The organism is Pseudomonas brassicacearum (assembly GCF_003732175.1).
GTDB lineage: Bacteria > Pseudomonadota > Gammaproteobacteria > Pseudomonadales > Pseudomonadaceae > Aquipseudomonas > Aquipseudomonas brassicacearum_G.
Genome location: NZ_MOBI01000014.1, coordinates 1 through 24955 on the forward strand (window position 1 = coordinate 1; position 24955 = coordinate 24955).

Annotated in this window: 20 protein-coding genes; 6 read left to right on the top strand and 14 right to left on the bottom strand. The window is 59.2% G+C overall.

Features of this window, described 5'->3' with window-relative positions:
* Window positions 1–80: 80 nt before the first annotated feature.
* The 4 genes from BK658_RS12685 to BK658_RS12700 form a co-directional block, all read right to left on the bottom strand.
* The gene (locus tag BK658_RS12685; RefSeq protein ID WP_123582583.1) at window positions 81–1238 is read right to left on the bottom strand and encodes an osmoprotectant ABC transporter ATP-binding protein OsmV; all 1158 of its coding nucleotides are present in this window, start codon (window positions 1236–1238) and stop codon (window positions 81–83) included.
* A 222-nt stretch (window positions 1239–1460) separates the two neighbouring features.
* Window positions 1461–2153 (bottom strand): ABC transporter permease, encoded by a 693-nt coding sequence (locus BK658_RS12690; RefSeq protein ID WP_123582584.1) that lies wholly within the window; start codon window positions 2151–2153, stop codon window positions 1461–1463.
* A 9-nt stretch (window positions 2154–2162) separates the two neighbouring features.
* Entirely contained in the window at window positions 2163–3056 is an 894-nt protein-coding gene (locus BK658_RS12695; RefSeq protein ID WP_123582585.1) for a glycine betaine ABC transporter substrate-binding protein, read from the bottom strand.
* A gap of 24 nt (window positions 3057–3080) precedes the next feature.
* Window positions 3081–3797 (bottom strand): ABC transporter permease, encoded by a 717-nt coding sequence (locus BK658_RS12700; protein ID WP_123582586.1) that lies wholly within the window; start codon window positions 3795–3797, stop codon window positions 3081–3083.
* Between the two features lie 454 nt (window positions 3798–4251).
* Here BK658_RS12700 and BK658_RS12705 point away from each other — a divergent pair, with 454 nt between their 5' ends.
* A complete protein-coding gene (locus BK658_RS12705) occupies window positions 4252–5835 on the top strand; it encodes a peptide chain release factor 3 (RefSeq protein WP_123582587.1) in 1584 nt (527 codons plus the stop codon).
* Window positions 5836–6181: 346 nt separating this feature from the next.
* Complete coding sequence (locus tag BK658_RS12710; RefSeq protein WP_259740078.1) at window positions 6182–6412, top strand: hypothetical protein; 231 nt, start codon at window positions 6182–6184, stop codon at window positions 6410–6412.
* A gap of 120 nt (window positions 6413–6532) precedes the next feature.
* Here BK658_RS12710 and BK658_RS12715 read toward each other — a convergent pair whose 3' ends face one another.
* The 9 genes from BK658_RS12715 to BK658_RS12755 all read right to left on the bottom strand — a co-directional run bounded on the left by BK658_RS12715 (window position 6533) and on the right by BK658_RS12755 (window position 19134).
* Window positions 6533–7504, bottom strand: coding sequence for a peptide ABC transporter ATP-binding protein (locus tag BK658_RS12715; RefSeq protein ID WP_054594034.1), 972 nt, complete (start codon window positions 7502–7504; stop codon window positions 6533–6535).
* The gene (locus BK658_RS12720; protein ID WP_123582589.1) at window positions 7504–8472 is read right to left on the bottom strand and encodes an ABC transporter ATP-binding protein; all 969 of its coding nucleotides are present in this window, start codon (window positions 8470–8472) and stop codon (window positions 7504–7506) included. Before BK658_RS12720 ends, BK658_RS12715 begins: the two co-directional genes overlap by 1 nt.
* Window positions 8473–8482: 10 nt before the next feature.
* The gene (locus tag BK658_RS12725) at window positions 8483–9394 is read right to left on the bottom strand and encodes an ABC transporter permease subunit (protein WP_019691855.1); all 912 of its coding nucleotides are present in this window, start codon (window positions 9392–9394) and stop codon (window positions 8483–8485) included.
* A gap of 10 nt (window positions 9395–9404) precedes the next feature.
* Window positions 9405–10415: an ABC transporter permease subunit gene (locus BK658_RS12730; RefSeq protein WP_103315790.1), complete on the bottom strand. Its 1011-nt coding sequence runs from the start codon at window positions 10413–10415 to the stop codon at window positions 9405–9407.
* 74 nt (window positions 10416–10489) lie between these two features.
* On the bottom strand, window positions 10490–12085 hold the full coding sequence (locus BK658_RS12735; RefSeq protein WP_123582590.1) for an ABC transporter substrate-binding protein: 1596 nt from the start codon (window positions 12083–12085) through the stop codon (window positions 10490–10492).
* Between the two features lie 78 nt (window positions 12086–12163).
* Window positions 12164–13576: an OprD family porin gene (locus BK658_RS12740; protein WP_123582591.1), complete on the bottom strand. Its 1413-nt coding sequence runs from the start codon at window positions 13574–13576 to the stop codon at window positions 12164–12166.
* Between the two features lie 170 nt (window positions 13577–13746).
* Entirely contained in the window at window positions 13747–15348 is a 1602-nt protein-coding gene (locus BK658_RS12745) for an ABC transporter substrate-binding protein (RefSeq protein ID WP_123582592.1), read from the bottom strand.
* 300 nt (window positions 15349–15648) lie between these two features.
* Window positions 15649–17274 (bottom strand): ABC transporter substrate-binding protein, encoded by a 1626-nt coding sequence (locus tag BK658_RS12750; RefSeq protein ID WP_123582593.1) that lies wholly within the window; start codon window positions 17272–17274, stop codon window positions 15649–15651.
* A 258-nt stretch (window positions 17275–17532) separates the two neighbouring features.
* Complete coding sequence (locus BK658_RS12755; RefSeq protein ID WP_123582594.1) at window positions 17533–19134, bottom strand: ABC transporter substrate-binding protein; 1602 nt, start codon at window positions 19132–19134, stop codon at window positions 17533–17535.
* Window positions 19135–19693: 559 nt separating this feature from the next.
* Between BK658_RS12755 and BK658_RS12760 the strand changes: the two genes are divergently transcribed.
* Window positions 19694–20080: a DUF6124 family protein gene (locus BK658_RS12760; RefSeq protein WP_123582595.1), complete on the top strand. Its 387-nt coding sequence runs from the start codon at window positions 19694–19696 to the stop codon at window positions 20078–20080.
* Window positions 20081–20215: 135 nt separating this feature from the next.
* On the opposite strand, the gene BK658_RS12765 is transcribed toward BK658_RS12760, so the two are convergent.
* Window positions 20216–20932 (bottom strand): SIMPL domain-containing protein, encoded by a 717-nt coding sequence (locus BK658_RS12765; RefSeq protein WP_123582596.1) that lies wholly within the window; start codon window positions 20930–20932, stop codon window positions 20216–20218.
* 274 nt (window positions 20933–21206) lie between these two features.
* On the opposite strand from BK658_RS12765, the gene BK658_RS12770 reads away from it, so the two are divergent.
* The 3 genes from BK658_RS12770 (at window position 21207) to BK658_RS12780 (ending at window position 24846) form a co-directional block, all read left to right on the top strand.
* Entirely contained in the window at window positions 21207–22469 is a 1263-nt protein-coding gene (locus tag BK658_RS12770; protein WP_123582597.1) for an ATP-binding protein, read from the top strand.
* Window positions 22462–23022, top strand: a complete 561-nt coding sequence (locus tag BK658_RS12775) for a response regulator transcription factor (RefSeq protein ID WP_123582598.1) — start codon at window positions 22462–22464, stop codon at window positions 23020–23022. The genes BK658_RS12770 and BK658_RS12775 overlap by 8 nt, the downstream gene beginning before the upstream one ends.
* A 96-nt stretch (window positions 23023–23118) precedes the next feature.
* A complete protein-coding gene (locus BK658_RS12780) occupies window positions 23119–24846 on the top strand; it encodes an ABC transporter ATP-binding protein/permease (RefSeq protein ID WP_123582599.1) in 1728 nt (575 codons plus the stop codon).
* Window positions 24847–24955 lie beyond the last annotated feature (109 nt).

Sequence of the window (24955 nt, forward strand, 5' to 3'; positions counted from 1 at the left end):
GCCCAAGGCAGCCTTCAGCTATGAGAGAGTTTTACCGGACACTAGTGACGCAGCGCGTGGGAACGATCAGTCGGAACGAATCAGACCAACGCAGTCTCTGCAGGCGAAACAATGCTGGTCTTGCCACCCCGCGAGCGCCCGGAACTCAAATACTCGGCAATCGACTCCTGCGTCACTTCACCGAGGAATACCCGCTCGGCGTCCATCACCGGCAGCCACGAGCGGTTGAACTCGTACATGCGCGACAACAGGATTCGCAGGTGCTCGTCGTAGGCTGCCGTGGCGTTGAACTCGCGCAGGTATTGCACGCAAGTGCCGGTCTGACGGTGCAGATCGCGGCGGCGCACGTAGCCCATGGCCTTATGGTCGGCGCAGGTGACCACCACGTAGCGGCGGTCGAGTTCGTCCATCAGTTCCAGCGCTTCGGCCACCGGCGTTTCCGGGCTGACTGACGGCGCGTTGTCCGCCGCGTCCTCGGCCTTGACCAGCAGCAGGCGCTTGAGCGTGCTGTCCTGGCCGACGAAGTTGCTGACAAAGTCATCCGCGGGGTGCGCGAGCAGGGTGTCCGGGTGATCGACCTGGATCAGTTTGCCGCCACGGAAGATCGCGATCTTGTCGCCGAGCTTGATCGCTTCGTCGATGTCGTGGCTGACCATGATCACGGTCTTGCCCAGCGCCCGCTGCATCTCGAAAAACTCGTTCTGGATCATCTCGCGGTTGATCGGGTCGACCGCGCCGAATGGTTCGTCCATCAACAGCAGCGGGGCGTCGGCGGCGAGGGCGCGAATCACGCCGATCCGCTGTTGCTGACCACCGGACAATTCCCGCGGGTAGCGGCTCAAATACTGCTTGGGCTCCAGCTTGATCATGTTCATCAACTCGCGGGCGCGGTCGTGGCATTGCTGTTTGTCCCAACCGAGCAGGCGCGGCACGATGGTGATGTTTTCCTCGATGGTCATGTTCGGGAACAGGCCGATCTGCTGGATCACATAACCGATGTTGCGACGCAGGGTAACGGCGTCGAGGTCGGTGGTGTCTTCGCCGTTGATCAGGATTTTGCCCGAGGTCGGTTTGATCAACCGGTTGATCATTTTCAGCGTGGTGCTCTTGCCGCAACCCGATGGGCCGAGGAACACGCAAATCTCGCCTTCATTGACGGTCAGGTTCACCGAGTCCACGGCTTTGATGTCTTTGCCGTTGCTGTGAAAGGTTTTGCTGAGGTTTTGAAGTTCGATCATTTCAGGAGTCCTGGTAGGGGGTGTTCGCCGCAAATGGCGGAGCGCGTTGGAGCTGTGATCCCGCCGGGCAAGGCGTGGGACGCAGGAAATGTCGTTTCCTTTTCAAGTCCCACAACGCAGCCCGGCGGGATCACAGCTCCAACCCGGAGGGCCGTGCCCCACAAAGCGCAATCCGTCGTTGCTCGTCGTTCATTTGAAGAAACCAAACTTCTCTCCTCGCGCCTAGTCTTGCGCTTTGTGGGGCGACGGCGCGCCCGCCATTTGCGGCGAACACCCCCTACTCGTCAGCGAGTGTTGCAGCCGTTGCAGAAGCAGGTCGGCGAAGATCGCCAGAAGACTGACCAGCACCGCGCCGACGATCAGCATCGACATGTCGCTGCGGCTGATGGCAGCGAGGATAAGTACGCCCAGACCACCGGCACCGATGGTGGCGGCGATGGTCATCACGCCGATGTTCATGACCACGGCGGTGCGCACGCCAGCGAGGATCACCGGCACCGCAATCGGTAACTCGACCATGCGCAGGCGTTGACCGAAGGTCATTCCGATGCCCCGGGCCGCTTCGCGAATGCCGGGTTCGACACCGGTCAGCGCCAGGTAGGTGTTACGCATGATTGGCAGCAGGGAATACAGAAACACTGCGGTGATCGCCGGCATCGGTCCCAGGCCCTGACCGAATTTCGAGTACAACGGCAGCAGTAGACCGAACAGCGCAATCGACGGAATGGTCAGCAGCACCGTGGCGCTGGCTTGCAAGGGACCGGCCAGCGTCGGGAAGCGCGTCATCAGAATGCCCAGCGGCACGCCGACCACAATTGCCAGGGTCACGGCGATGCCGACCAGGGTGATGTGTTGCCAGGTCAGGTGCAGGACGAGTGGCCAGTCCAGGTGGGAAAAGGCGTTGAGAAATTCCATGGCTTTTCCTCAGTTGATGGGGTGCTGGCGCAAGAAATCTGCGGCCACGGCGGAAGGGCTTTCGTGATCGACATCGACCCGCGCATTGAGCTGGCGCATGGTTTGGTCGTCGAACAGTTCGGCCAGTGGTTTGAGTTGTTCCGCCAGTTGCGGGTGGGCATCGAGGTACACCTGACGCACAACCGGCGCGGCGGTGTAGTCGGGGAAGTAATGCTTGTCGTCTTCCAGCAGTTTCAATTTGAAAGCGTTCAAGCGTCCGTCGGTGGTGTAGACCAGCCCGGCAAATACCTGGCCATTGCGCAGCGCGGTGTAGACCAGCCCGGCGTCCATCTGCCGGATGTTGTTGCGGGTCAGGTTCATGCCGTAGAGCTTGACCATGCCTTTGAGGCCGTCGGAACGGTTGGCGAACTCGGTGTCCAGCGCTACCAGGTGGTTGGCCTTTGCCTCAGCGTCGAGCACGTTGTTCAAGTCGCTGATGCGGTTGATCTGCGGGTATTCGTCAGCCACGTTCTTGGGCAATGCGAGGGCGTAGGTGTTGCTGAATTTCGACGGGGTGAGCCAGACTAGACCCTTTTTCGCGTCGAGTTCCTTAACCCGAGCATAGGACTGTTCGCTATCGAGCTTCTCGGTGACATGGTTGTAAGCCACCAGCGACACACCGGTGTATTCCCACATCAGATCGAGTTGGCCGTTTTCATGGGCGCTGCGGGCCAGGCTGCTGCCTAGGCCGCCGGTCACCTGGACGTCATAACCCTTGGTCCGCAGGTATTGCGAGGTGATTTCCGCGAGCAGGGTTTGTTCGGTGAACACCCGGGCGCCGATGCGGATCAGTGGTTTATCGGCGGCATGGGCAAATCCTGCGCACAGCAGGACGCAGCCTAGTAATAAGCTAAATGTCTTCATGATTATTCCTTCGCTCAGCCGGATTCAGGACTGGGGTAAACCGCGTTCCAGCCAAAGTCGGCTGGCCAGTGTCACCAGACCGTCGAGCAGCAAGGCCAGCAGGGCGGTGCAGGCTGCGCCGAGAATCAATTGCGGCTGGTTGTTCAAGGCAATGCCAGGGAAAATCAGGCTGCCCAGGCTGTTCGCGCCGATCAGGAACGCCAGCGGCGCGGTGCCGACGTTGATCGCCAATGCGACGCGCACGCCGCCGATAATGATCGGCACAGCGTTCGGCAGTTCGACCCGCCAGAGCACCTGACTCGGGGTCATGCCGATGCCGACGGCCGCTTCCTTGAGTGAGCCCTGAACGTTTTTCAGCCCTTCGTAGGTGTTGCGCACGATCGGCAACAGGGACGCGAGGAACAGCGCGAAGATCGCAGGGCCGCTGCCGATCCCGAGAATCCCCAGGGCGATGGCCAGTACGGCGAGAGGCGGGACGGTGTTGCCGATGTTGAAGAGCTGCATGAAGCGTTCGGCGCGTCCGACCATGGTCGGGCGGCTGAGGAAGATACCGGCGGGGATGCCCACAACGAGGGCGGCCAGCATGGAAGCGAGGACGAGAATCAGATGAGCTTGCAGGTAAAACAACAAATCGTCGCGGTACAGGTCGATCGTGTTGATGCCGATCCAGTGGATCAGCAGGGCCAGAAGGGCGACGACAACCGCTCCTCCTATTAGCCCTTTGCCATAGCGGATAGCCACAGGCGGACTCCTTTATTTCAGTCGGCGGACAGCGCTTCGTGTGGCAACGCCATACTTGGCTGCCGAAGACACTGTTCGCGAAAAGCAGCTCGTCAATGCCGGTAAAGCGGCAAGAGATCGAGCCATAAGCGCAGCCTCGTCAGGCTGACTTGCTGATATTTCAGCCCCTGACGACAGGTCGTAACAGTGGAGTGGACGGCTCCACGGTTTAAAAGGTTCCCACGTCAGACACTATTTAGCCACCGTAGGCGCTGCCGAAGGCTGCGATCTTCTAGCGTTTTCAGTTATGCCGAAGATCAAAAGATCGCAGCCTTCGGCAGCTTCTACGCACGTTGGATCGCTAGCCCCCACGTTGGGTCGCAGCCTTTGGCAGCACCTACGAACGGTGGTCCGTAGATGTCGTTTTGAGCTATACTCGCCGCCCTTTTTTGAATCACCTGCCAGGCGATTTCCCATGACCAAACAGGCCGCCGAAGTCGCGAAACGCCGCACTTTCGCCATTATTTCCCACCCCGATGCGGGTAAGACCACCATCACCGAAAAGCTCTTGCTGATGGGCAAGGCGATTGCGGTTGCCGGCACGGTGAAGTCTCGCAAGTCCGACCGCCATGCCACCTCCGACTGGATGGAAATGGAAAAGCAGCGTGGTATTTCCATTACCACGTCGGTCATGCAGTTCCCGTATCGCGATCACATGATCAACCTGCTCGACACCCCGGGCCACGAAGACTTCTCCGAAGACACCTACCGCACCCTGACGGCGGTCGACTCGGCATTGATGGTTCTCGACGGCGGTAAGGGTGTAGAGCCACGGACCATCGCCCTGATGGACGTTTGCCGTCTGCGTGACACGCCGATCGTCAGCTTCATCAACAAACTCGACCGTGACATCCGCGATCCCATCGAACTGCTCGACGAAATTGAAGCCGTCCTCAAGATCAAGGCTGCGCCGATCACCTGGCCGATCGGTTGCTACCGTGATTTCAAAGGCGTCTATCACCTCGCAGACGATTACATCATCGTCTACACCGCTGGCCACGGCCACGAGCGGACCGAGGTGAAAATCATCGAGAAGCTCGACTCCGATGAAGCCCGCGCCCACTTGGGTGACGAGTACGAGCGCTTCATCGAACAGCTGGAGCTGGTGCAAGGAGCCTGCCACGAATTCAACCAACAGGAATTCCTGGACGGCCAACTGACCCCAGTGTTCTTCGGTACCGCGCTGGGCAACTTCGGGGTCGATCACGTGCTCGACGCCGTGGTCGACTGGGCACCGAAGCCGCTGGCCCGTGTTGCCAACGAGCGTACGGTGGAACCGGTGGAAGAGAAGTTCACCGGCTTCGTGTTCAAGATCCAGGCGAACATGGACCCTAAACACCGCGACCGTATTGCCTTCATGCGTATCTGCTCCGGCAAGTACGAAAAAGGCATGAAGATGCGCCACGTGCGCACCGGCAAGGACGTCCGGATCGGCGACGCGCTGACGTTCTTCTCCTCCGAGCGTGAGCAGCTGGAAGAAGCGTTTGCCGGCGACATCATCGGTCTGCACAACCACGGCACCATCCAGATCGGCGACACCTTCACCGAAGGCGAAACCCTGGGCTTCACCGGTATCCCGCACTTCGCCCCGGAACTGTTCCGTCGCGTACGCCTGAAGGATCCGCTGAAGTCCAAGCAACTTCGCCAGGGCTTGCAGCAGCTCGCCGAAGAAGGCGCGACCCAGGTGTTTTTCCCGGAACGCAGCAACGACATCATCCTCGGCGCCGTCGGTGTGTTGCAGTTCGATGTGGTCGCCAGCCGCCTGAAAGAGGAATACAAGGTCGAATGCGCCTACGAGCCGATCACCGTGTGGTCCGCACGCTGGATCGATTGCAGCGATAAGAAGAAGCTCGAAGAGTTCAGCGTCAAGGCTGTGGAAAACCTCGCCCTCGACGGCGGCGGCCACCTGACCTACCTGGCCCCGACCCGGGTCAACCTGGCGCTGATGGAAGAGCGTTGGCCGGATGTGAAATTCCGTGCGACGCGTGAGCATCATTAAGCGCTAAACGGCTACACCCAAAGCCCCGACGCGAAAGCCTCGGGGCTTTTTATTTGGAAATGCTCGTTCCCACGCTCCTGCGTGGGAAAGCCTCACCGGACGCTCTGCGTCTGCTCCTGGGACGCGGAGCGTCCCTGACTGCCTTCCCACGCAGAGCGTGGGAACGAGCATTTTGGCATATCGATTATTCCAAACCTGTCTTTTGGCAAAAGGCAATTGGCGACCATCGTTAGTGTCCTATCTGGTCAATCCCGTCTATCCAGACTAGATTTCAGACAGCGCTGCGGTCGTTGGAAATACGATCCGTAGCTACTCGTGATTCACCTACGAAAGGATGGAATCAGCTATGAGCATTTTTCAACGCATGGTTTTACTGATCAAAGTGCTGGTGTTGCTGTCGGTGGGCACTTCGGCAGCGTGGGCGAGCGGCGGCGCGGTGCAGGACCAGGGTTTTTCGGCAGCAAAAAGTGTGCAGGGCAGTGGCTTGATGGTTGCCACTGGTGATCAGAGTCAAAGTGACACTAAAGGCGATGAGGACCCATCCTCCGACGATTCCGAAGACGATACCCAGGGTTAAGGCTTAAGGATTCAGACAAAAGAACCCCCCTCCTGTCGGACTGATGCGCAGTCCGACAGGAGGGGGGTTGGTCAACGCGTTTCAAAAAGCGCCCCGAGAGGGCGCTTTTTCATGCCCGGCTTAGACGACGAATTGCTCGGCGTAATGGCAGGCCACCTGGCGGCTGTCGAGCTGGCGCAGGGCCGGCTCTTCTTTGCTGCACAGTTCGGTGGCGTACGGGCAACGCTTGTGGAACGCGCACCCGGACGGCGGGTTCAGCGGGTTCGGCAGTTCGCCGACGATCTTGATTTTCGGCTTGGTCGGATCCGGATGAATCGTCGGTGTGGCCGACAGCAGTGCCTGGGTGTAAGGGTGCAGAGGACGGGTGTAGATGTCTTCTTTCGGGCCCATTTCCACCGGCCGGCCGAGGTACATCACCAGCACCTGATCAGCGACGTGACGCACCACCGCCAGGTTGTGGGAGATGAATACATAGGCGGTGTTGAACTCTTGCTGCAGGTCCATGAACAGGTTCAGCACCTGGGCCTGAATCGACACGTCCAGTGCCGAGGTCGGTTCGTCCGCGACCAGCACTTTGGGTTGCAGCATCATGGCCCGAGCCAGGGCGATCCGTTGACGCTGGCCGCCCGAGAACATGTGCGGATAACGCTGATAGTGCTCAGGACGCAAGCCGACCTGCTTCATCATCGCCTGGACTTTTTCACGGCGTTCGGCCGCGGAAAGTTTGGTGTTGATCAGCAACGGTTCGGCCAGTTGATCGCCGATTTTCTGCCGTGGGTTCAACGAGGCGTAAGGGCTCTGAAAGACCATCTGCACGTCTTTGCGCAGCTGTTTGCGTTCGGCCTTGTTGGCGCCGGTGACTTCTTGCCCGGCGATTTTCAACGAACCCGAAGACGGCTCTTCGATCAACGTCAGGGCGCGGGCCAGGGTCGACTTGCCGCAGCCGGATTCGCCAACCACGGCGAGGGTCTTGCCGGCTTCGAGTTCGAACGACACGCCATTGAGTGCGCGTACCAGCGCGGTGCCTTTGAACAGGCCGCGGGAGACTTCGTAGTGACGGGTCAGGTCACGGGCGGTGAGAACGACGGCCATTACGCCACCTCCTGATTCAAAGGATAGAAGCAGCGGGCGAGGCTGTTGCTTTTCGGGTCCAGGCCTGGACGTTGTTGACGGCAGCTGTCCTGCACGTACGGGCAGCGCGGCGACAGCAGGCAGCCTTGCGGACGGTCATAGCGACCGGGAACGATGCCCGGCAACGTGGCCAGGCGCGAGGAACCCAGGCTGTGCTCGGGAATGGCCTTGAGCAGCGCTTCGCTGTACGGGTGCGCCGGGATGTCGAACAACTGCGGCACCTGACCGACTTCTACCGCTTGGCCGGCATACATCACGCACACGCGCTGGGCGGTTTCGGCCACCACGGCGAGGTCGTGAGTGATCAGCACCAGGCCCATGTTCTGCTCTTTTTGCAGCGCCAGCAGCAGGTCCATGATCTGCGCCTGGATCGTCACGTCCAGCGCGGTGGTCGGTTCGTCGGCGATCAGCAGTTTCGGTTCGCCGGCAATTGCCATGGCAATCGCCACACGTTGGCTCATACCGCCGGACAGTTGGTGCGGGTAGGCGTCCATACGGCTCGAGGCGCCCGGGATTTCGACTTTTTCCAGCAGCTCGATGGCGCGCTTGCGGGCGTCCTTGCTGGACATTTTCAGGTGCAGGCGCAGCACTTCTTCGATCTGGAAGCCGACGGTGTAGCTTGGGTTCAGCGCGGTCATCGGGTCCTGGAAGACCATGGCCAGGTCTTTGCCGACGATTTGCCGACGCTGACGATTGCTGAGCTTGAGCATGTTCTTGCCGTCGAAATTCAGGGCGTCAGCGGTGACGATCCCCGGATGTTCGATCAGGCCCATCAGCGCCATCATGGTCACGGATTTGCCGGACCCCGACTCGCCAACGATGGCCAGGACTTCGCCCTTGTCCACGGAAATGTCGAGACCGTCGACCACCGGAACGGCGTTCTTGTCGCCGAAGCGAACGTTGAGATTCTTGATTTCCAACAGTGACATTTGAATCTCCTCAGGCGGCGTTCTTGAGTTTCGGGTCCAGCGCGTCGCGCAGGCCGTCGCCCATCAGGTTGATTGCCAGCACGCTGAGCAAAATGGTCAAGCCAGGCAGGCTGACGACCCACCAGGCGCGTTCGATGTAGTCGCGAGCCGAAGCCAGCATGGTGCCCCACTCAGGGGTTGGCGGTTGTACGCCAAGGCCGAGGAAGCCCAGTGCCGCGGCATCGAGAATCGCCGAGGAGAAGCTCAGGGTTGCCTGAACGATCAGCGGCGCCATGCAGTTGGGCAGCACGGTGATGAACATCAGGCGCGGCAGACCGGCACCGGCCAGGCGCGCGGCGGTCACGTAGTCGCGGTTCAGTTCGCCCATAACCGCAGCGCGGGTCAGACGAACGTAGGCCGGCAGGGACACCACGGCGATGGCGATCACGGTGTTGATCAGGCCAGGGCCGAGGATGGCGACGATCGCCACAGCCAGCAGCAAGGACGGCAGGGCCAGCATGATGTCCATCAGGCGCATGATGGTCGGGCCCAGCAGGCGTGGGAAGAACCCGGCGAACAGACCCAGCAGGATCCCCGGAATCAGCGACATGACCACCGACGACAGGCCGATCATCAAGGACAGGCGCGAACCATGGATCAGGCGCGACAGCAGGTCGCGTCCCAGCTCATCGGTGCCGAGCAGGAATTGCATCTGCCCATTGGCCAGCCAGGCCGGTGGGGTCAGCAGGAAGTCGCGGAACTGCTCGCTCGGGTTATGCGGAGCAACCCATGGGGCGAAAATCGCGCAAAAAATAACCAGCAGCATGAACAACAGGCCGGCGACGGCGCCCTTGTTCTTGGAGAATGCTTGCCAGAACTCTTTGTACGGGGACGGATACAGCAGACTTTGATCGACTGCTACGGCGGTAGTTGGAGTACTCATACGTAGGGTCTCAGCGCTGGTGACGGATGCGTGGGTTTGCGAAGCCATAAAGAATATCCACTACAAAGTTGACCAGAATCACCAGGCAGGCGATTAACAGAATTCCGTTTTGCACCACGGGGTAATCCCGGGCGCCAATGGCTTCGATCAGCCATTTGCCGATACCGGGCCACGAGAAGATGGTTTCGGTCAGAACCGCACCGGCCAGCAATGTGCCGACCTGTAGGCCGACCACGGTCAGTACCGGGATCAAGGCGTTGCGCAGGCCGTGAACGAACACCACGCGCGACGGCGACAGGCCTTTGGCCCGGGCGGTGCGGATGTAGTCTTCACGCAGGACTTCGAGCATCGAGGAACGGGTCATCCGGGCGATCACCGCCAGCGGAATGGTGCCGAGCACGATGGCCGGAAGAATCAGGTGGTGCAGGGCGTCGAAGAACGCGCCGGTGTCATTGGCCAGCAGGGTGTCGATGAGCATGAAGCCGGTTCTTGGCTCGATGTCATACAGCAGGTCGATCCGCCCGGACACCGGGGTCACGCCCAGGGAGACCGAGAAGAACATGATGAGGATCAGGCCCCACCAGAAAATCGGCATCGAATACCCGGCAAGGGAGATGCCCATCACCCCATGGTCGAACAGGGACCCTCGCTTCAGCGCTGCGATCACCCCGGCCAACAGGCCGAGAACGCCAGCGAACAGCAGGGCAGCCATGGACAGTTCCAGGGTTGCGGGGAACAGCGAGGTGAATTCAGTCCATACGCTTTCACGGGTCCGCAGGGATTCACCCAGGTCGCCGTGGGCCAGTTTGCCGATGTAGTCCAGATACTGGGCATACAGCGGTTTGTTCAGACCAAGGCGTTCCATTGCCTGAGCATGCATTTCGGGATCGACCCGACGTTCGCCCATCATGACTTCCACGGGGTCGCCGGGAATCATGCGAATCAACGCGAAAGTCAGCAAGGTGATGCCGAAGAACGTGGGGATCAATAATCCCAATCGGCGGGCAATAAAACTAAACATCTTGTGGTGTACCTCATCAGCCGGTTAGGCGTTCCCGGCAGCGTTGGGGTCAACGTTGCCGGGCGTTTTCTTATCTACTTCACTTCGGTAGTAGCGAAGTTGTTTGTGGTCAGGGGGCTCTGGTGGAAGCCCTCGACGTTTTTACGCATGGCGGTAAATATTTTCGGGTAAGCCATTGGAATCCATGGCTGCTCCTTGTCGAAAACCGTCTGGGACTGCTCGTAGAGTTCTTTCCGTTCCCCAGAGTCGGTGCCGGCGCGAGCCTTGTCGATCAGGTCCTGGAACGTTTTGTTGCACCAGCGGGCGTAGTTCTCGCCGTTTTTTGCAGCCTCGCAACTCAGGTTCGGAGTCAGGAAGTTGTCCGGATCTCCGTTATCTCCCGCCCAGCCAGCCGAGACCATGTCGTGTTCCCCGTTCTTGGCGCGTTTGAGCATCTCGCCCCATTCCATCACGCGGATATCGACCTTTATACCGATCCTGGCCAGGTCCGACTGCATCATTTGTGCACCGAGCATCGGGTTCGGATTGGTCGGTCCGCCGCCGTTGCGCGTGAACAGGGTGAACACCGTACCTTCCGGCACACCGGCTTCCTTGAGCAGTGCACGTGCCTTGTCGAGGTCACGTGGAGGGTTCGTCAATGTGTCGTTGAAGCCTAGCAGGGTCGGCGGATACGGGCCGGTGCCGACCACTGCGTTGCCTTTACCGTACAAGGCATCAGTGTAGGCCTCCTTGTCGAAAGCGATATTGATTGCATGGCGAACCCGTGCATCGCTCATGTATTTGCGTGTGGTGTTCAGAGCGGTGTAGCTGGTGGTCATGGCCGCTATTTCATCGACCTTCAGGTTCTGGTCAGCCTTGATGCTCTGGATATCATCCGGTTTCGGATAGAGGGCGATCTGGCACTCGTTGGCCTTGAGCTTTTGCAGGCGAACGTTGTTGTCGGTGGCGATGGCCAAAATCAGCGCGTCAGCCGGCGGCTTGCCACGGAAGTACTCCGGGTTGGCCTTGAAGCGAACCTGAGCATCCTTGGCGTAACGCTGGAAGATGAACGGGCCGGTACCGACGGGCTTGTTGTTCAGGTCGCCGGTCTTGCCGGCCTTGAGCAACTGGTCGGAGTACTCGGCGGAGTAGATCGAGGAGAAGGCCATGGCGATGTCCGCCAGGAACGGTGCTTCACGGCGGGTCAGGGTGAATTTGACCGTGTTGTCGTCGACCTTCTCGACACTTTTGAGCAGCTCTTTGAAGCCCATGCTTTCAAAGTACGGGAAGCCCACGCTCGACTTGGTGTGCCACGGGTGGTTCGGGTCCAGCTGACGCTGGAAACTCCAGACCACGTCGTCGGCATTCATGTCGCGGGTCGGCTTGAAGTATTCGGTGGTGTGAAACTTGACGCCTTTGCGCAAGTGGAACGTGTAGGTCAGACCGTCTTCGCTGATGTCCCAGGAGTCGGCCAGTGCCGGAATCACTTCAGTGGTGCCGGGCTTGAAGTCCGCCAGACGGTTGAAGATGGTTTCGGCCACCGCATCGGCTGTGACTGCAGTCGTGTACTGGACCATATCGAAGCCTTCCGGGCTGGCTTCGGTACAGACCACCAAGGGTTTGGCCGAGGCGCCAATGGCGACACTCAGCAGCGCGGCGGCGATGGCCGCACGTAGGGGAAGCATTTTCATCAAGAGCCCTCTGCAATCGGTTGAACAGGAAAAAGCCAGACGGCCGACTCATCGTGAGTCAGCCGTTTGGCAGCGCTTTTACAGAATGTTGAACGGGATCGTGGTCATGAGACGGAACTCGTTGAGGCTGCCGTCAGCCTGGTTTTCGGAGGCACGGTGCGCGGTGTAGGTCGCGCGAATGGTGGTGGCTTTCAGCGGGCCACTTTGTACGGCGTAGGAAGTACCAATGCCGTATTCATAGTGGTGCTCGCCGTCCATGTTTTTCACGTCATAGGCGGTGCCGGTGTAGTGCGTACCGTCGATGCCCCAGCCGCGAGCCTGGTAGATGTTGAACTTCAGGCCCGGCACGCCGTATTCAGCCATGTTCAGGCCATAGGCGATCTGGAAGGACTTCTCGTTCGGACCGTTGAAGTCCGAGAGCAGGGAGTTGGCCAGGTAGATACCGTTGGTTTCGTGCAGGTAGTCGAAGTACTCGTCGCCGGCAATTTGCTGCCAGGAGAACGTCAGGCTGTGGGCCTGGTGGGTCAGGCCGAACGACACGGAGTAGGCATCGTTGTTGATGTTGCCCATTTCCTTTTTGCCGGTGTCGAGGGTTTTGTAGTAGTTCAGGCCGGTGGTCAGGCCCAGCACCGAGCTATCACCCAGTTCGTGGGTGGCGCCGAAGTAGTACTGATTCCAGAAGTCTTCGACGTTCGCGACGTACAGGCTGGTTTTCAGGCTCTTGAACGGCTGATAGTTCAGGCCGGCGGTATTCACGCGATCGGTTTCGGCCTTGTTGTTGGTGTACTCGGTACGGAATTTCGACAGGCTCTCTTCGGTCCGCGGGGATACGCGGTCGAAGGATCCTGCATCGAACGACAGATTGTTCAGCTCTTCGCTGTGCAGGCTCACGCCCTCAAAGCTCGAAGGCAACGCACGGTTGCCGATGGTGTCGACAATCGGGGTGCTGAAGTTCTGGCGGCCGGCGGTCAGGGTTGTGTTCGATACGCGGAACTTGACGTTGGCCAGACCCAGTTTGCTCCACTGGCCTTGGGCATCGCCGCCTTCTTTGGTCAGGGTACGGTTGTTGCCTGCGCCTGGACGAGAGCCCGGTGCACCGCCGTTGTTGGACGCCAGATCCTTGTGATCACGATCCAGTGCAACGGCGTTGTAGGCAGCCACTTCAGTGCTGACACCGATGGTGCCCTGAGTGAAGCCGGAGTTGTACTTGACGATAGTGCCCTGAACCCAGTTGATACGGCGGTCGGTTGGCGTCGCCACACCGTCTTTGAGGTAGGTGAACTTGCCGCCACGTTTCAATTGTTCGTTGGCGTACCAGTTACGCGTGGAACCGTCGATCTTCTGACCTTCGACAAAGCCTGTTGCGGAGGCTTGTGCGCTGCTGGTGTTGACCGTAACCGGGGTGAACTCCTGGCTCTGGGTTTCGGCATAAGCCGTGGCCGTGACACTGCTGATGGCCAAGGCCAATAATGCGGTGCTGCTCAGTTTCATGGGTGAAGCTCCTTTCTTTCTTTTTTTAATGCCGGTCTTTTTTGGTGATCCGGCTATTTGGTTTTGAACTCATTCACGTATCGCAAACGTTTGCATTTGGCGTGTTCGCCGAATTCAGGCAACACCTTTGCGTGAGGGCGAAAATCGCCCTCAGGGTTCTGGCTAATCAGTTATTGGTCGATGCTGACACCCGAGAAGACGTTACGGCCGAAGGGGCTGACCTTGAATCCTTCGACTTTGGCGCTCAACGGCTGGTTGACCGTCGAGTGGGCAACAGGCGTGATCGGCACTTGCTGCTTGAGCAATTGCTGAGCCTGCTTGTAGAGCACCGTGCGTTGCTCACGGTCGGTGACAATCTTGGCTTGCTTGATCAGCTTGTCGTATTGCGGGTCACACCACATGGAGTAGTTGTTGCCGCCAATCGCGTCGCAGCTGTACAGGGTGCCCAGCCAGTTGTCCGGGTCCCCGTTGTCGCCGGTCCAGCCGATCAGGCTGATGTCGTGTTCGCCATTCTTGGTGCGCTTGATGTACTCGCCCCATTCGTAGCTGACGATCTTTACTTTCAGGCCGATTTTCGCCCAATCCGATTGCAGCATTTCAGCCATCAGCTTGGCGTTCGGGTTGTACGGACGCTGTACCGGCATGGCCCAGAGAGTGATCTCGGTGCCTTCCTTGACCCCGGCAGCCTTGAGCAATTCCTTGGCTTTTTCCGGGTTGTAGGCGGCGTCTTTGATAGTTTCGTCGTAGGACCACTGGGTCGGTGGCATGGCGTTGACTGCCAGTTGACCGGCGCCCTGGTATACCGCCTTGAGAATCCCCTGCTTGTTCACCGCCATGTCCAGCGCCTGGCGTACTTCGAGCTGGTCGAAGGGTTTATGCCGCACGTTGTAGGCGATGTAGCCAAGGTTGAAACCGGGCTTCTCGATCAGTTGCAGCTTGGGGTCGTTTTTCAGCGCGTCGACATCGGCCGGACGTGGGTGCAGGGTGATCTGGCATTCGTTTTTCCTGAGCTTCTGCACGCGCACCGACGCATCGGTGTTGATGGCGAAAATCAGCTGGTCGAGCTTGACCCGGCTCGGGTCCCAGTACTGTTTGTTGCCGGTGTAACGGATATTGGAATCTTTCTGGTAGCTCTTGAATACGAACGGCCCGGTGCCGATCGGCTTCTGGTTGATCTCGCTCGGCTTGCCGGACGCGAGCAACTGGTCGGCGTATTCGGCGGAGAGAATCGAGGCGAAACTCATGGCGATGTTCTGAATGAACGCGGCGTCTACCGAGTTCAGGGTCATGACCACGGTCAATGGTCCGGTCTTCTCGACCTTGGCGATGTTCTTGTTCAGGCTCATCCCGTTGAAGTACGGAAACTCGGTCGGGTAAGCCTTGCGGAATGGATGCTCGGTATCGAGCATGCGATTGAAGGTGAACAGCACATCGTCTGCGTTGAAGTCGCGGCTCGGTGTGAAGTACTGGGTGGTGTGAAATTTCACCCCTTCGCGCAGGTGGAAGGTGTACTTGAGACCATCCTCGGAAATATCCCAACGTGTGGCCAGGCCCGGTACGACATTGGTGGAGCCTTTTTCGAACTCGGCCAGCCGGTTGTACAACGGTTCGGCGGCGTCATTGTCGGTCGCAGTGGTGTACTGCGCGGTGTCGAAGCCCGCCGGGCTGCCTTCAGAGCAAAACACCAGGCTGTTGTTGGCGGCCTGGCTGACTGACGTGGCGGCCAACAGGCCGGTGCCCAGCAATGCGGATAAAACCAAGGTATGGCGCATGACGCTCCCTCTCTTTTCAGGTGTAACAGTGAGCCATCGTCCCGTCCGGGGACGTGCAGGTATCACTGAATCAAAGCCATGGGTTCAGCAATTGCCAGCCGCAGCGACAACACGACCGGACCTCGACGGTAGGGGGCGGAGGTCAGGCGGTAAATGCGTAGGGCCTGAAAAACAGGTAGGAAAAGGCGACACGTCCTAAACCTGCTGCAGTAGTCCGCAATGGTTTGGGAAGTAGGCGAATTCCAGCTGTTTCGGCAGATAGAGCAACGGCGACGTCAAGAGCGTCGCCGTTGCAAAACCTTATTTGCTGACGCTGACGCCGTAGAAGGAGTTCAAGCCAAACGGGCTGATCTTGAAATCCTGCACGGTGTTGCGCATGGGTTGATACACCGTCGAGTGCGCGATAGGTGTCATCGGGACTGCATCTTTGAGGAGATGTTGCGCCTGCTTGTACAGCTCGGTGCGTTTAGCCACATCCGGGGTGGATTTGGCTTGTTTGATCAGTGCGTCGTAAGGCTTGTCGCACCATTTCGAGAAGTTGTTACCGTTCATGGCATCGCAGCCGAACAGGGTGCCAAGCCAGTTGTCCGGGTCACCATTGTCGCCGCTCCAGCCGATGATCATCGCCTGGTTCTCGCCGCCTTTGGAACGCTTGATGTACTCGCCCCACTCGTAGCTGACGATGTTCACTTTCAGACCGATCTTGGCCCAGTCGGACTGCAGCATTTCAGCCATCAGCTTGGCGTTCGGGTTGTACGGACGCTGAACCGGCATGGCCCACAGGGTGATCTCGGTGCCAGGCTTGATGCCGGCTTCCTTGAGCAGTTCCTTGGCTTTTTCAGGATCGTACTTGGCATCCTTGATGGTGGTGTCGTAGGACCACTGGGTCGGGGGCATGGCGTTGACCGCCAGTTGACCGGCGCCCTGGTAAACCGAGTCGATGATCTGCGGCTTGTTCACCGCCATGTCCAGCGCTTCACGGACCTTGAGGTTGGCCAGCGGGTTGGCGTCGGTGCGGCCCTTGAGCACTGGCATCACGTTGTAGGCGATGTAGCCCAGGTTGAAGCCGGCCTGGTGTGGCAGCTTCAGGTCTTTGTCTTCACCCAGGGCCTTGAGGTCGGCCGGGCGCGGGAAGAGGGTGACCTGGCATTCGTTTTTCTTGAGCTTCTGGATACGCACCGACGGATCGGTGGTGATGGCGAAGATCAGGTTGTCGATCTTGACGTCTTCAGGCTTCCAGTAGTCCTTGTTACCCGTGTAACGGATGTTGGAGTCTTTCTGGTAGCTCTTGAACACGAACGGGCCAGTGCCGATCGGCTTCTGGTTGATGTCGCCCGGTTTACCTTCCTTGAGCAGCTTGTCGGCGTACTCGGCAGACTGGATCGAGGCGAAGCTCATGGCCAGGTTCTGGATGAACGCCGCGTCTACGGTTTTCAGGGTGAACTTGACGGTCTTGTCGTCGACTTTCTCGACCTTGGTGATGTTGGTGTCCATCCCCATGTCGGTGAAGTACGGGAATTCGGTCGGGTAGGCTTTACGGAACGGCATGTCCTTGTCGAGCATGCGGTCGAAGGTGAACAGCACGTCGTCGGCGTTGAAGTTACGGGTCGGCGTGAAATACGGCGTCGTGTGGAACTTCACCCCATCGCGCAGATGGAAGGTGTAAGTCAGGCCATCCGGGGAAATGTCCCAGCTGGTGGCCAGGCCAGGAACAACGGCGGTGCCGCCACGTTCGAACTGGCTCAAGCGGTTGAACATGGTTTCTGCTGAGGCGTCGAAGTCGGTTCCGGTGGTGTACTGACCAGGATCAAAACCGGCCGGGCTCCCTTCGGAGCAGAACACCAGGTTAGTCGCCGCTTGGGCGAAAGGTGCGCTAGCTAATAAGCTTGCGCCGACTAAAAACGGAATGACCGCGTGTTTAAGCATGGTGGCCTCATGATTTGTTGTCATTTTTGGAATTAGAGGACGACCTCGTGAGTCGACCTGCGGATACTTATGCAGGGCCCATACCCAATGCAAGATGCCGGGGAGCTACAAGCCTTAAACAGTGGCACGAACGTACCTAAATGTCGCATATGTATAAAAGTTGACGCATTTGACCGTTTGCGGTCGTATTTTTCGGTGCAAACGACGCACCATAGAGGTGCGGCCAGGGCGGCTGGCGCACCCGGCCGGAGCGCGGTGTTACTTATTTATACCCACGCCATAAAAGGGTGTGAGGCCGAACGGGCTGATCTTGAAGTCGGAAACTTCCTTGCGCAGAGGCTGAAAAACCGTCGAGTTGGCGATCGGTGTGATAGGCACTTGTTGCTTAAGGATTTTTTGTGCCTGTTGATAGAGCTTGACCCGCTCGTCACGGTCAGTGGAGACCTTGGCCTGCTGAACCAGCTTGTCGTACGCCGGGTCGCACCACTTGGCGTAGTTGCTACCTTTCACTGCGGCGCAGCTGTAGAGCACGCCGAGCCAGTTGTCCGGGTCACCGTTGTCGCCGGTCCAGCCGTAGATCATCGCGTCGTGCTCGCCGTTCTTGGCGCGCTTGATGTACTCGCCCCATTCATAGCTGACGATGTTGGCCGTGATGCCGACCTTGGCCCAGTCCTGCTGGATCATCTGCGCCGACATCCGCGCGTTCGGATTGGACGCCCGCTGCACGGTCATCGCCCACAAATTGATGGTGGTACCGGGGGCAACCCCTGCTTCTTTTAGTAGCGCCTTTGCCCTGGTCGGGTCGTAGGGCGCGTCCTTGATGGTCGGGTCATACGACCATTGCGCTGGTGGCAGGGCGTTCTGCGCCAGTTGCCCGGCGCTTTGATAGACGGCCTTGATGATCGCCGGCTTATCGATCGCCATATCCAGCGCCTGTCGGACCTTGAGCTGGTCCAGGGGCGGGTGGGTCACGTTGTAGGCCAGGAAACCAAGGTTGAAACCGGCTTGCTTGAGCACCCGCAGGTTCGGGTCCTGTTCCATCACTTCAATATCGGCCGGACGTGGGTAGCCGCTGACCTGGCACTCGCCGGTCTTGAGCTTTTGCAGGCGCACGGCGGCGTCCGGGGTGATCGAGAAAATCAGGTTGTCGAGTTTCACATCCTCGGGTTTCCAGTAGGCGCGGTTGGCGCTGTAGCGGATCTGCGAGTCCTTCTGATAACGCTTGAACACAAATGGCCCGGTGCCGACCGGCTTCTGGTTGAGGTCAGAGGCTTTGCCTTCCTTGAGCAACTGCGCGGCGTACTCGGCGGACTGGATCGAGGCGAAGCTCATCGCCAGGTTCTGCACAAACGCGGCGTCGATATTGTTCAGGCTGAAGCGCGCCGTGTGCTCATCGACCTTGTCGATACTCTTGATCGTGGTGTTCAGGCCCATGTCGGTGAAGTACGGCGACTCAGCGGGGTAGGCCTTGCGAAACGGGTTTTCGGGGTCGAGCAAGCGCTGGAAGGTGAACAGCACATCGTCCGCGTTGAAATCGCGGCTCGGCGTGAAGTAGTCGGTGGTATGAAACTTCACCCCGTCACGCAGGTGGAAAGTGTAGGTCAGGCCGTCTTTGGAGACATCCCAACTCGTCGCCAGCCCCGGTTCGACTTCGGTGCCACCGCGTTTGAATTGGGTCAGACGGTTGAAGACTGTTTCAGCCGAGGCATCGAAATCCGTGCCGCTGGTGTACTGGCTCGGGTCGAACCCGGCAGGGCTGGCTTCGGAGCAGTAGACCAGCGTGGTCGCGGCCTGGGCGAATGGAGCAATAGTGGCGAGGGTGAGGGCAAGCAGAAGTGGTTTGACGGTGGTTCTTTCCATGGAGTCCCCGAGGGTTTGGCAGCGGCTTTTTCCGGAGGGTAGCGTTGTTGACGGGGGACGCGGAAATATCCGTTTGTTAGGGGGACCCCTCTGTTGTGGCATACACAGCGGGTTATTGGGGAGCTTGTTGGTCGTTCTGATCGGAATCAACCAGTTTTCCAGATCAACCACCAGATTGATCGTTCCCACGCTCTGCGTGGGAATGCTGCCTGGGACGCTCCGCGTTCCGTTTTGAGTGTTGATGCAATCTGTCAGAACCGTAGAACTTTCCCACGCCTCTTTCAGGTTGCCGGTCGGAAATGCCCTCTCTAACCTTTGGCTGTCGCTGAAAACTCAGCGATCGGGAGTGAGATCCCGGCAAAGAGTATGAATCGAGTGCCAGTACCACCATAATTGCCGCCAGCTTATCTGCTGTCCGCAATGTTTTATGGCGGCTGTGTGCGGGCAGACTTCGGTCTGGCCGGTTCTACTCCCGGTAATCTCACACCGCACATAGCTGCCACCCCTTCACTGAGTGAGATCGGTAAGTGATGGCTCCCAAAATGAGTGGAGTATTTAAATGGACAAGTTAATCCCCGATCCCCCCGCACCTGACGACGTTTCCCCCTACCAATCCCTCGATTCCAAAAAGCTCCACGATGCCGCACACCGGGCACTGGATCACTACCTGAAACCGACACTCGCCAAACTGCGCTTCAGCGATTTGCGTTCTGATCGGTTATTCAGCGTCGCTCCTGATGTGGGCACTGAAAGCCTGCTGGCCAACGCCTCGGAAGATCTGGCGTCGGTGAAAGTCATGGCCGCCGACCTGGCGTTCGAGATCGAAGGTTCGCGGCGCAATGTGGCACTGGCGATCTGTCGACTGGTGGATGGGGTGCAATTGCTGGTGGACAGGGCGCTGGATGATTTTGATGTGCCGGAGCCTGCGGAGTACCAGGTCAAGTAGGGCACGTATCGGGAGGATGATCGTTCCCACGCTCCCGCGTGGGAATGCCTCTTGTGACGCTCCGCGTCACGCTTCTGGGACGCTCCGCGTCCCGGGCTGCATTCCCACGCAGAGCGTGGGAACGATCAAGCGATCTTACGGCATCAAGACTTCAATCGAGCCATCGGCCGTCATGCTGACCTGGCTGGTGCCGGCTTCGACATCCGGGGTTACCGGTGCCGAGTCCATGCCCGCGGCTTTCATCATCATTGGCGCGCGTAGGTAAGGCTGTGGATAACCGTTGCTGTTGAGGTTCAGGTTGACGATTTTGTAACCCTTGCCGCCCAGTGCATCGGTGGCCAGTTGGGCGCGGGCCTTGAAGGCGGTGACGGCTTCTTTGAGCAAGGCATCTTCGCTGGCCTTGCGGGTCGGGGTGGCGATGGCGAAGTCCATGCCGCCCATTTTCAGGTCGGTCAGCAGTTCGCCAGTGAGCTTGGACAGCGCCGCGAAGTTCGAGCTTTCCAGGCGCAGTTCGGCGCGTTCACGCCAGCCGGTGATCTTCTGGCCCTTGGTGTCGTAGATCGGGTAGCTGTGACGGCTGCCCTGACGCAGGGTGATGTCCTTGACCTGTTTGGCCTGGGCCAGCGCCTTGTTCATGGTGGTGCTGACGTCGGCGGCGAGTTTCGCCGGGTCGGTGTTTTGTTCTTCGGTGTAGAGGGTCACGATCATCAGGTCGCGGGCCACTTCCTGACTGACTTCGGCGCGCAGGGAAATCTGGTTGTAGTGAAGTTCGTCGACGGCCAACGCTGGCAGGCTGGCGAGGGTGCCGGCACTGAGGACGAGAAGGGCGGCGCTGCGGCGCAATGTGTTCATGAAAGCTCCTTGGATGATGCGCAGGGGTTATGGTCCGAGCCTGCGTGAAACCATCAGACTGTAGCTTTAAATACCGGGTTCACCCAGTTACAACTTCTATACAGATCTGACCGCATACCATTCCCCTTGGCGAAGAGCTTTTGTGGTGAGGGAGCAAGCTCCCTCACCACAGTAGATCTTCAGTCCTGTGGCGCTTTGCCGCACTTTTGCCTGTGGGGGCCCCCGCTTGGTTATACTCGACGCGATCCGCCTGGAGCGCTCATCAGGAGAGCTCATGCTCGCCCCCGTACAACTGCTTTCCGCAACTCGCCAGAACCTCTGGCGACTGACATTTATCCGCACCCTGGTGCTGGCCGCTCAGGCCGGTTCGGTGGGGCTCGCCTACTGGTTCAACCTGCTGCCGCTGCCATGGTTTCAACTGGCGGCGACCCTCGGTTGCTCGATGCTGCTGTGTGCCTTTACCGCAATTCGCTTGCGCACTTCGTGGCCAGTCACCGAGCTCGAATACGCCGTGCAACTGGCCTGCGACCTGTTTATCCACAGTGCGCTGCTGTATTTCTCCGGCGGTTCGACCAACCCGTTCGTTTCCTATTACCTGGTGCCGCTGACCATTGCCGCCGTCACGCTGCCGTGGCGTTATTCGGTGATCCTTTCGGGCATCGCGCTGGCGATGTACACCTTGTTACTGGCGCAGTTTTACCCGCTGGAAACGTTTCCGATGTACCGGGAAAAGATGCAGATCTACGGCATGTGGCTGAGTTTTGCCTTGGCCGCTGCGGTGATTACCTTCTTTGCTGCGCGGATGGCCGAAGAGCTGCGCCGTCAGGAAGAACTGCGGGCGATTCGCCGTGAAGAGGGCCTGCGCGACCAGCAACTGCTGGCTGTTGCGACCCAAGCCGCTGGCGCCGCTCACGAATTGGGTACGCCGCTGGCGACTATGAGCGTGCTGCTCAAGGAAATGCAGCAGGATCATCACGACCCGCTGCTGCAAGATGACTTGAGGGTGCTGCAGGATCAGGTAAAGCTGTGCAAGGAGACCTTGCAGCAGCTGGTTCGCGCCGCCGAAGCCAATCGCCGGCTGGCGGTAGAGATGCAGGGCGTCAGTGTCTGGCTCGATGAAGCGCTTAACCGCTGGCACCTGATGCGCCCCGAAGCAACCTACCGCTTGCGGCGCCTGGGACTTGGTGATGAACCGCGTCTGGCGCCGCCGCCAGACTTGACCCAAGCCTTGCTGAACTTGCTGAACAACGCCGCCGATGCCTGCCCTGATGGGCTGGAAGTGACGCTGAACTGGGATGCCTTCGAGCTGACCATCAGTATTCGCGACCACGGTCCCGGAGTGCCGCTGGCGATTGCCGAACAGATCGGCAAACCGTTTTTTACCACCAAGGGCAAAGGTTTCGGCCTGGGCCTGTTTTTGAGCAAAGCCAGCGTGACACGCGCTGGCGGCTCAGTGAAACTCTACAGTCATGAGGAAGGCGGTACGCTCACCGAGCTGCGCCTGCCCCGTGTCGCCCGAGGAGACGAACATGAGTGACGAGATCCAAGTCGAAGGCGAAGACCTGCCGCATTTGTTGCTGGTAGACGACGACGCAACGTTCACCCGCGTGATGGCCCGCGCCATGAGCCGTCGCGGTTTTCGCGTCAGCACTGCAGGCTCTGCCGAAGAGGGCCTGACCATCGCCCAGCAGGATCTGCCGGACTATGCCGCGCTGGACCTGAAAATGGACGGCGATTCGGGCCTGGTGCTGCTGCCAAAACTGCTCGAGCTCGACCCGGAAATGCGCGTGGTGATCCTCACCGGTTACTCGAGCATTGCCACCGCCGTCGAAGCGATCAAGCGCGGCGCCTGCAATTACCTGTGCAAACCGGCCGACGCCGATGACGTGCTGGCCGCCTTGCTCTCAGAGCACGCCGACCTTGACACCCTGGTGCCGGAAAACCCGATGTCGGTGGACCGCCTGCAATGGGAGCACATCCAGCGCGTGCTGACCGAACACGAAGGCAACATCTCCGCCACTGCCCGCGCCCTGGGCATGCACCGGCGTACCCTGCAGCGCAAACTGCAGAAACGTCCCGTTCGTCGCTGAACCGGCGCTGAACGGTTATCGCCAGACCTCGCGACAACCCGAGCCGATCATCTATGATCGGCTCGTGCCTGTTCTTTTCTTTATCGAGTCTGAACCATGAATCAGAACGCTGAATATTCCGCGGTCAACGACACTGTGCGCGGGCAGTTTTTTCGCCGTGTCTGGCAGATGATCACGCCGTACTGGCGCAGTGAAGAGAAGGGTACAGCCTGGGCACTGCTGATCGCGGTGATCGTGCTGTCGCTGATCAGCGTGGGGATCTCGGTGTGGTTCAACACCTGGTACAAGGACTTCTACAACGCCCTGCAAAAGAAGGACGAAGCGGCGTTCTGGCAGTTGATCCTGTATTTCAGCGCGATTGCCGCGGTGGCGATTGTCGGGGCGGTGTACCGGCTCTACCTGACTCAGATGCTGACTATTCGCTGGCGGGCTTGGCTCACCGAGAAGCACTTCGCCCGTTGGCTCGGCGACAAGAACTACTATCAGCTGGAGCAGGGCGGTTACACCGATAACCCGGACCAGCGGATTTCCGAAGACCTTAACAACTTCACGTCCAACACCCTGGCTTTGGGGCTTGGCCTGATTCGCAATATCGTCAACCTGGTGTCGTTCTCGATCATCCTGTGGGGCGTGTCGGGCAGCATTGAAGTGTTCGGCTTGACCATTCCCGGCTACATGTTCTGGTGCGTGGTGGTCTATGCCGCGGTCGGCAGCTGGCTGACGCATTTGATCGGTCGCCGCTTGATCGGTCTGAATAACCAACAACAACGCTTCGAAGCCGACCTGCGTTTTTCCATGGTCCGGGTGCGTGAAAACGCCGAGAGTATCGCCCTGTACAACGGCGAACCGAACGAACATCAGCGCTTGAGCACACGGTTTGGCAGGGTCTGGCACAACTTCTGGGACATCATGAAAGTGTCCAAGCGCCTGACCTTCTTTACCTCCGGTTACGGCCAGATCGCGATTATCTTCCCGTTCATGGTCGCCGCGCCGCGCTACTTTGCCGGCAAGATCGAACTCGGTGAGCTGATGCAAATCAGCTCGGCCTTCGGCAACGTGCAGGAGAGTTTCAGCTGGTTCATCAGTGCGTACCAGGAACTCGCCTCGTGGCGCGCCACCTGCGACCGTTTGCTGAGTTTCCGTCAGGCCATGAGCGAAAACGAAGAGCGCCAGCCGGCCATCGACGTGCAGAATCAGGGCTCAGAGCTGAAAATCCACAACCTGGGTCTGGACCTGGCCGACGGTCGTCACTTGCTGACCAATGCCGACATGACGGTAGAGGCGGGCGAGCGCGTCATGCTCAGCGGTCGTTCCGGCAGTGGCAAATCCACCTTGCTGCGGGCGATGGGGCACCTTTGGCCTGCGGGTCACGGCAACATCCGACTGCCGGCTGCGCGTTATCTGTTCCTCCCGCAAAAGCCGTATCTGCCGATTGGCAGCCTGCGTGACGCCCTGAGTTATCCACAGGCCGGCGACACCTACTCGCACGAGCACTACGTGCGCGTGCTGGAAACCTGCCGATTGCCGCATCTGGTTTCCCGTCTCGACGAAGCCAATCACTGGCAGCGAATGCTCTCACCGGGTGAGCAGCAACGTCTGGCATTTGCCCGAGCGCTGCTCTACGCGCCGCAATGGCTGTACATGGACGAAGCGACCTCGGCGATGGACGAAGAAGATGAAGCGTCGCTGTATCAGGCACTGATCGATCACTTGCCAGGCCTGAGCATCGTTAGCGTCGGCCATCGCAGCAGCCTGAAACGTTTCCATCCACGGCATGTGCGGATCGAGAGCGGCCATCTGCTGGAGCAGACCGTGACAGCGTAAACACCACAACCCCCCTGTGGGAGCGAGCTTGCTCCGGGCGGCGATCCGACGATGACGGTCTGATATCCAGCATCAAGGTGTCTGACACTCCGCTATCGCGAGCAAGCTC

Coding starts and splice junctions, on each gene's coding strand:
- BK658_RS12760 (WP_123582595.1), top strand. CDS start 19,694: ATGGACAAGTTAATCCCCGATCCCCCCGCACCTGACGACGTTTCCCCC.
- BK658_RS12705 (WP_123582587.1), top strand. CDS start 4,252: ATGACCAAACAGGCCGCCGAAGTCGCGAAACGCCGCACTTTCGCCATT.
- BK658_RS12765 (WP_123582596.1), bottom strand. CDS start 20,932: ATGAACACATTGCGCCGCAGCGCCGCCCTTCTCGTCCTCAGTGCCGGC.
- BK658_RS12730 (WP_103315790.1), bottom strand. CDS start 10,415: ATGTTTAGTTTTATTGCCCGCCGATTGGGATTATTGATCCCCACGTTC.
- BK658_RS12715 (WP_054594034.1), bottom strand. CDS start 7,504: ATGGCCGTCGTTCTCACCGCCCGTGACCTGACCCGTCACTACGAAGTC.
- BK658_RS12725 (WP_019691855.1), bottom strand. CDS start 9,394: ATGAGTACTCCAACTACCGCCGTAGCAGTCGATCAAAGTCTGCTGTAT.
- BK658_RS12735 (WP_123582590.1), bottom strand. CDS start 12,085: ATGAAAATGCTTCCCCTACGTGCGGCCATCGCCGCCGCGCTGCTGAGT.
- BK658_RS12775 (WP_123582598.1), top strand. CDS start 22,462: ATGAGTGACGAGATCCAAGTCGAAGGCGAAGACCTGCCGCATTTGTTG.
- BK658_RS12695 (WP_123582585.1), bottom strand. CDS start 3,056: ATGAAGACATTTAGCTTATTACTAGGCTGCGTCCTGCTGTGCGCAGGA.
- BK658_RS12755 (WP_123582594.1), bottom strand. CDS start 19,134: ATGGAAAGAACCACCGTCAAACCACTTCTGCTTGCCCTCACCCTCGCC.
- BK658_RS12770 (WP_123582597.1), top strand. CDS start 21,207: ATGCTCGCCCCCGTACAACTGCTTTCCGCAACTCGCCAGAACCTCTGG.
- BK658_RS12750 (WP_123582593.1), bottom strand. CDS start 17,274: ATGCTTAAACACGCGGTCATTCCGTTTTTAGTCGGCGCAAGCTTATTA.
- BK658_RS12720 (WP_123582589.1), bottom strand. CDS start 8,472: ATGTCACTGTTGGAAATCAAGAATCTCAACGTTCGCTTCGGCGACAAG.
- BK658_RS12685 (WP_123582583.1), bottom strand. CDS start 1,238: ATGATCGAACTTCAAAACCTCAGCAAAACCTTTCACAGCAACGGCAAA.
- BK658_RS12745 (WP_123582592.1), bottom strand. CDS start 15,348: ATGCGCCATACCTTGGTTTTATCCGCATTGCTGGGCACCGGCCTGTTG.
- BK658_RS12780 (WP_123582599.1), top strand. CDS start 23,119: ATGAATCAGAACGCTGAATATTCCGCGGTCAACGACACTGTGCGCGGG.
- BK658_RS12710 (WP_259740078.1), top strand. CDS start 6,182: ATGAGCATTTTTCAACGCATGGTTTTACTGATCAAAGTGCTGGTGTTG.
- BK658_RS12690 (WP_123582584.1), bottom strand. CDS start 2,153: ATGGAATTTCTCAACGCCTTTTCCCACCTGGACTGGCCACTCGTCCTG.
- BK658_RS12740 (WP_123582591.1), bottom strand. CDS start 13,576: ATGAAACTGAGCAGCACCGCATTATTGGCCTTGGCCATCAGCAGTGTC.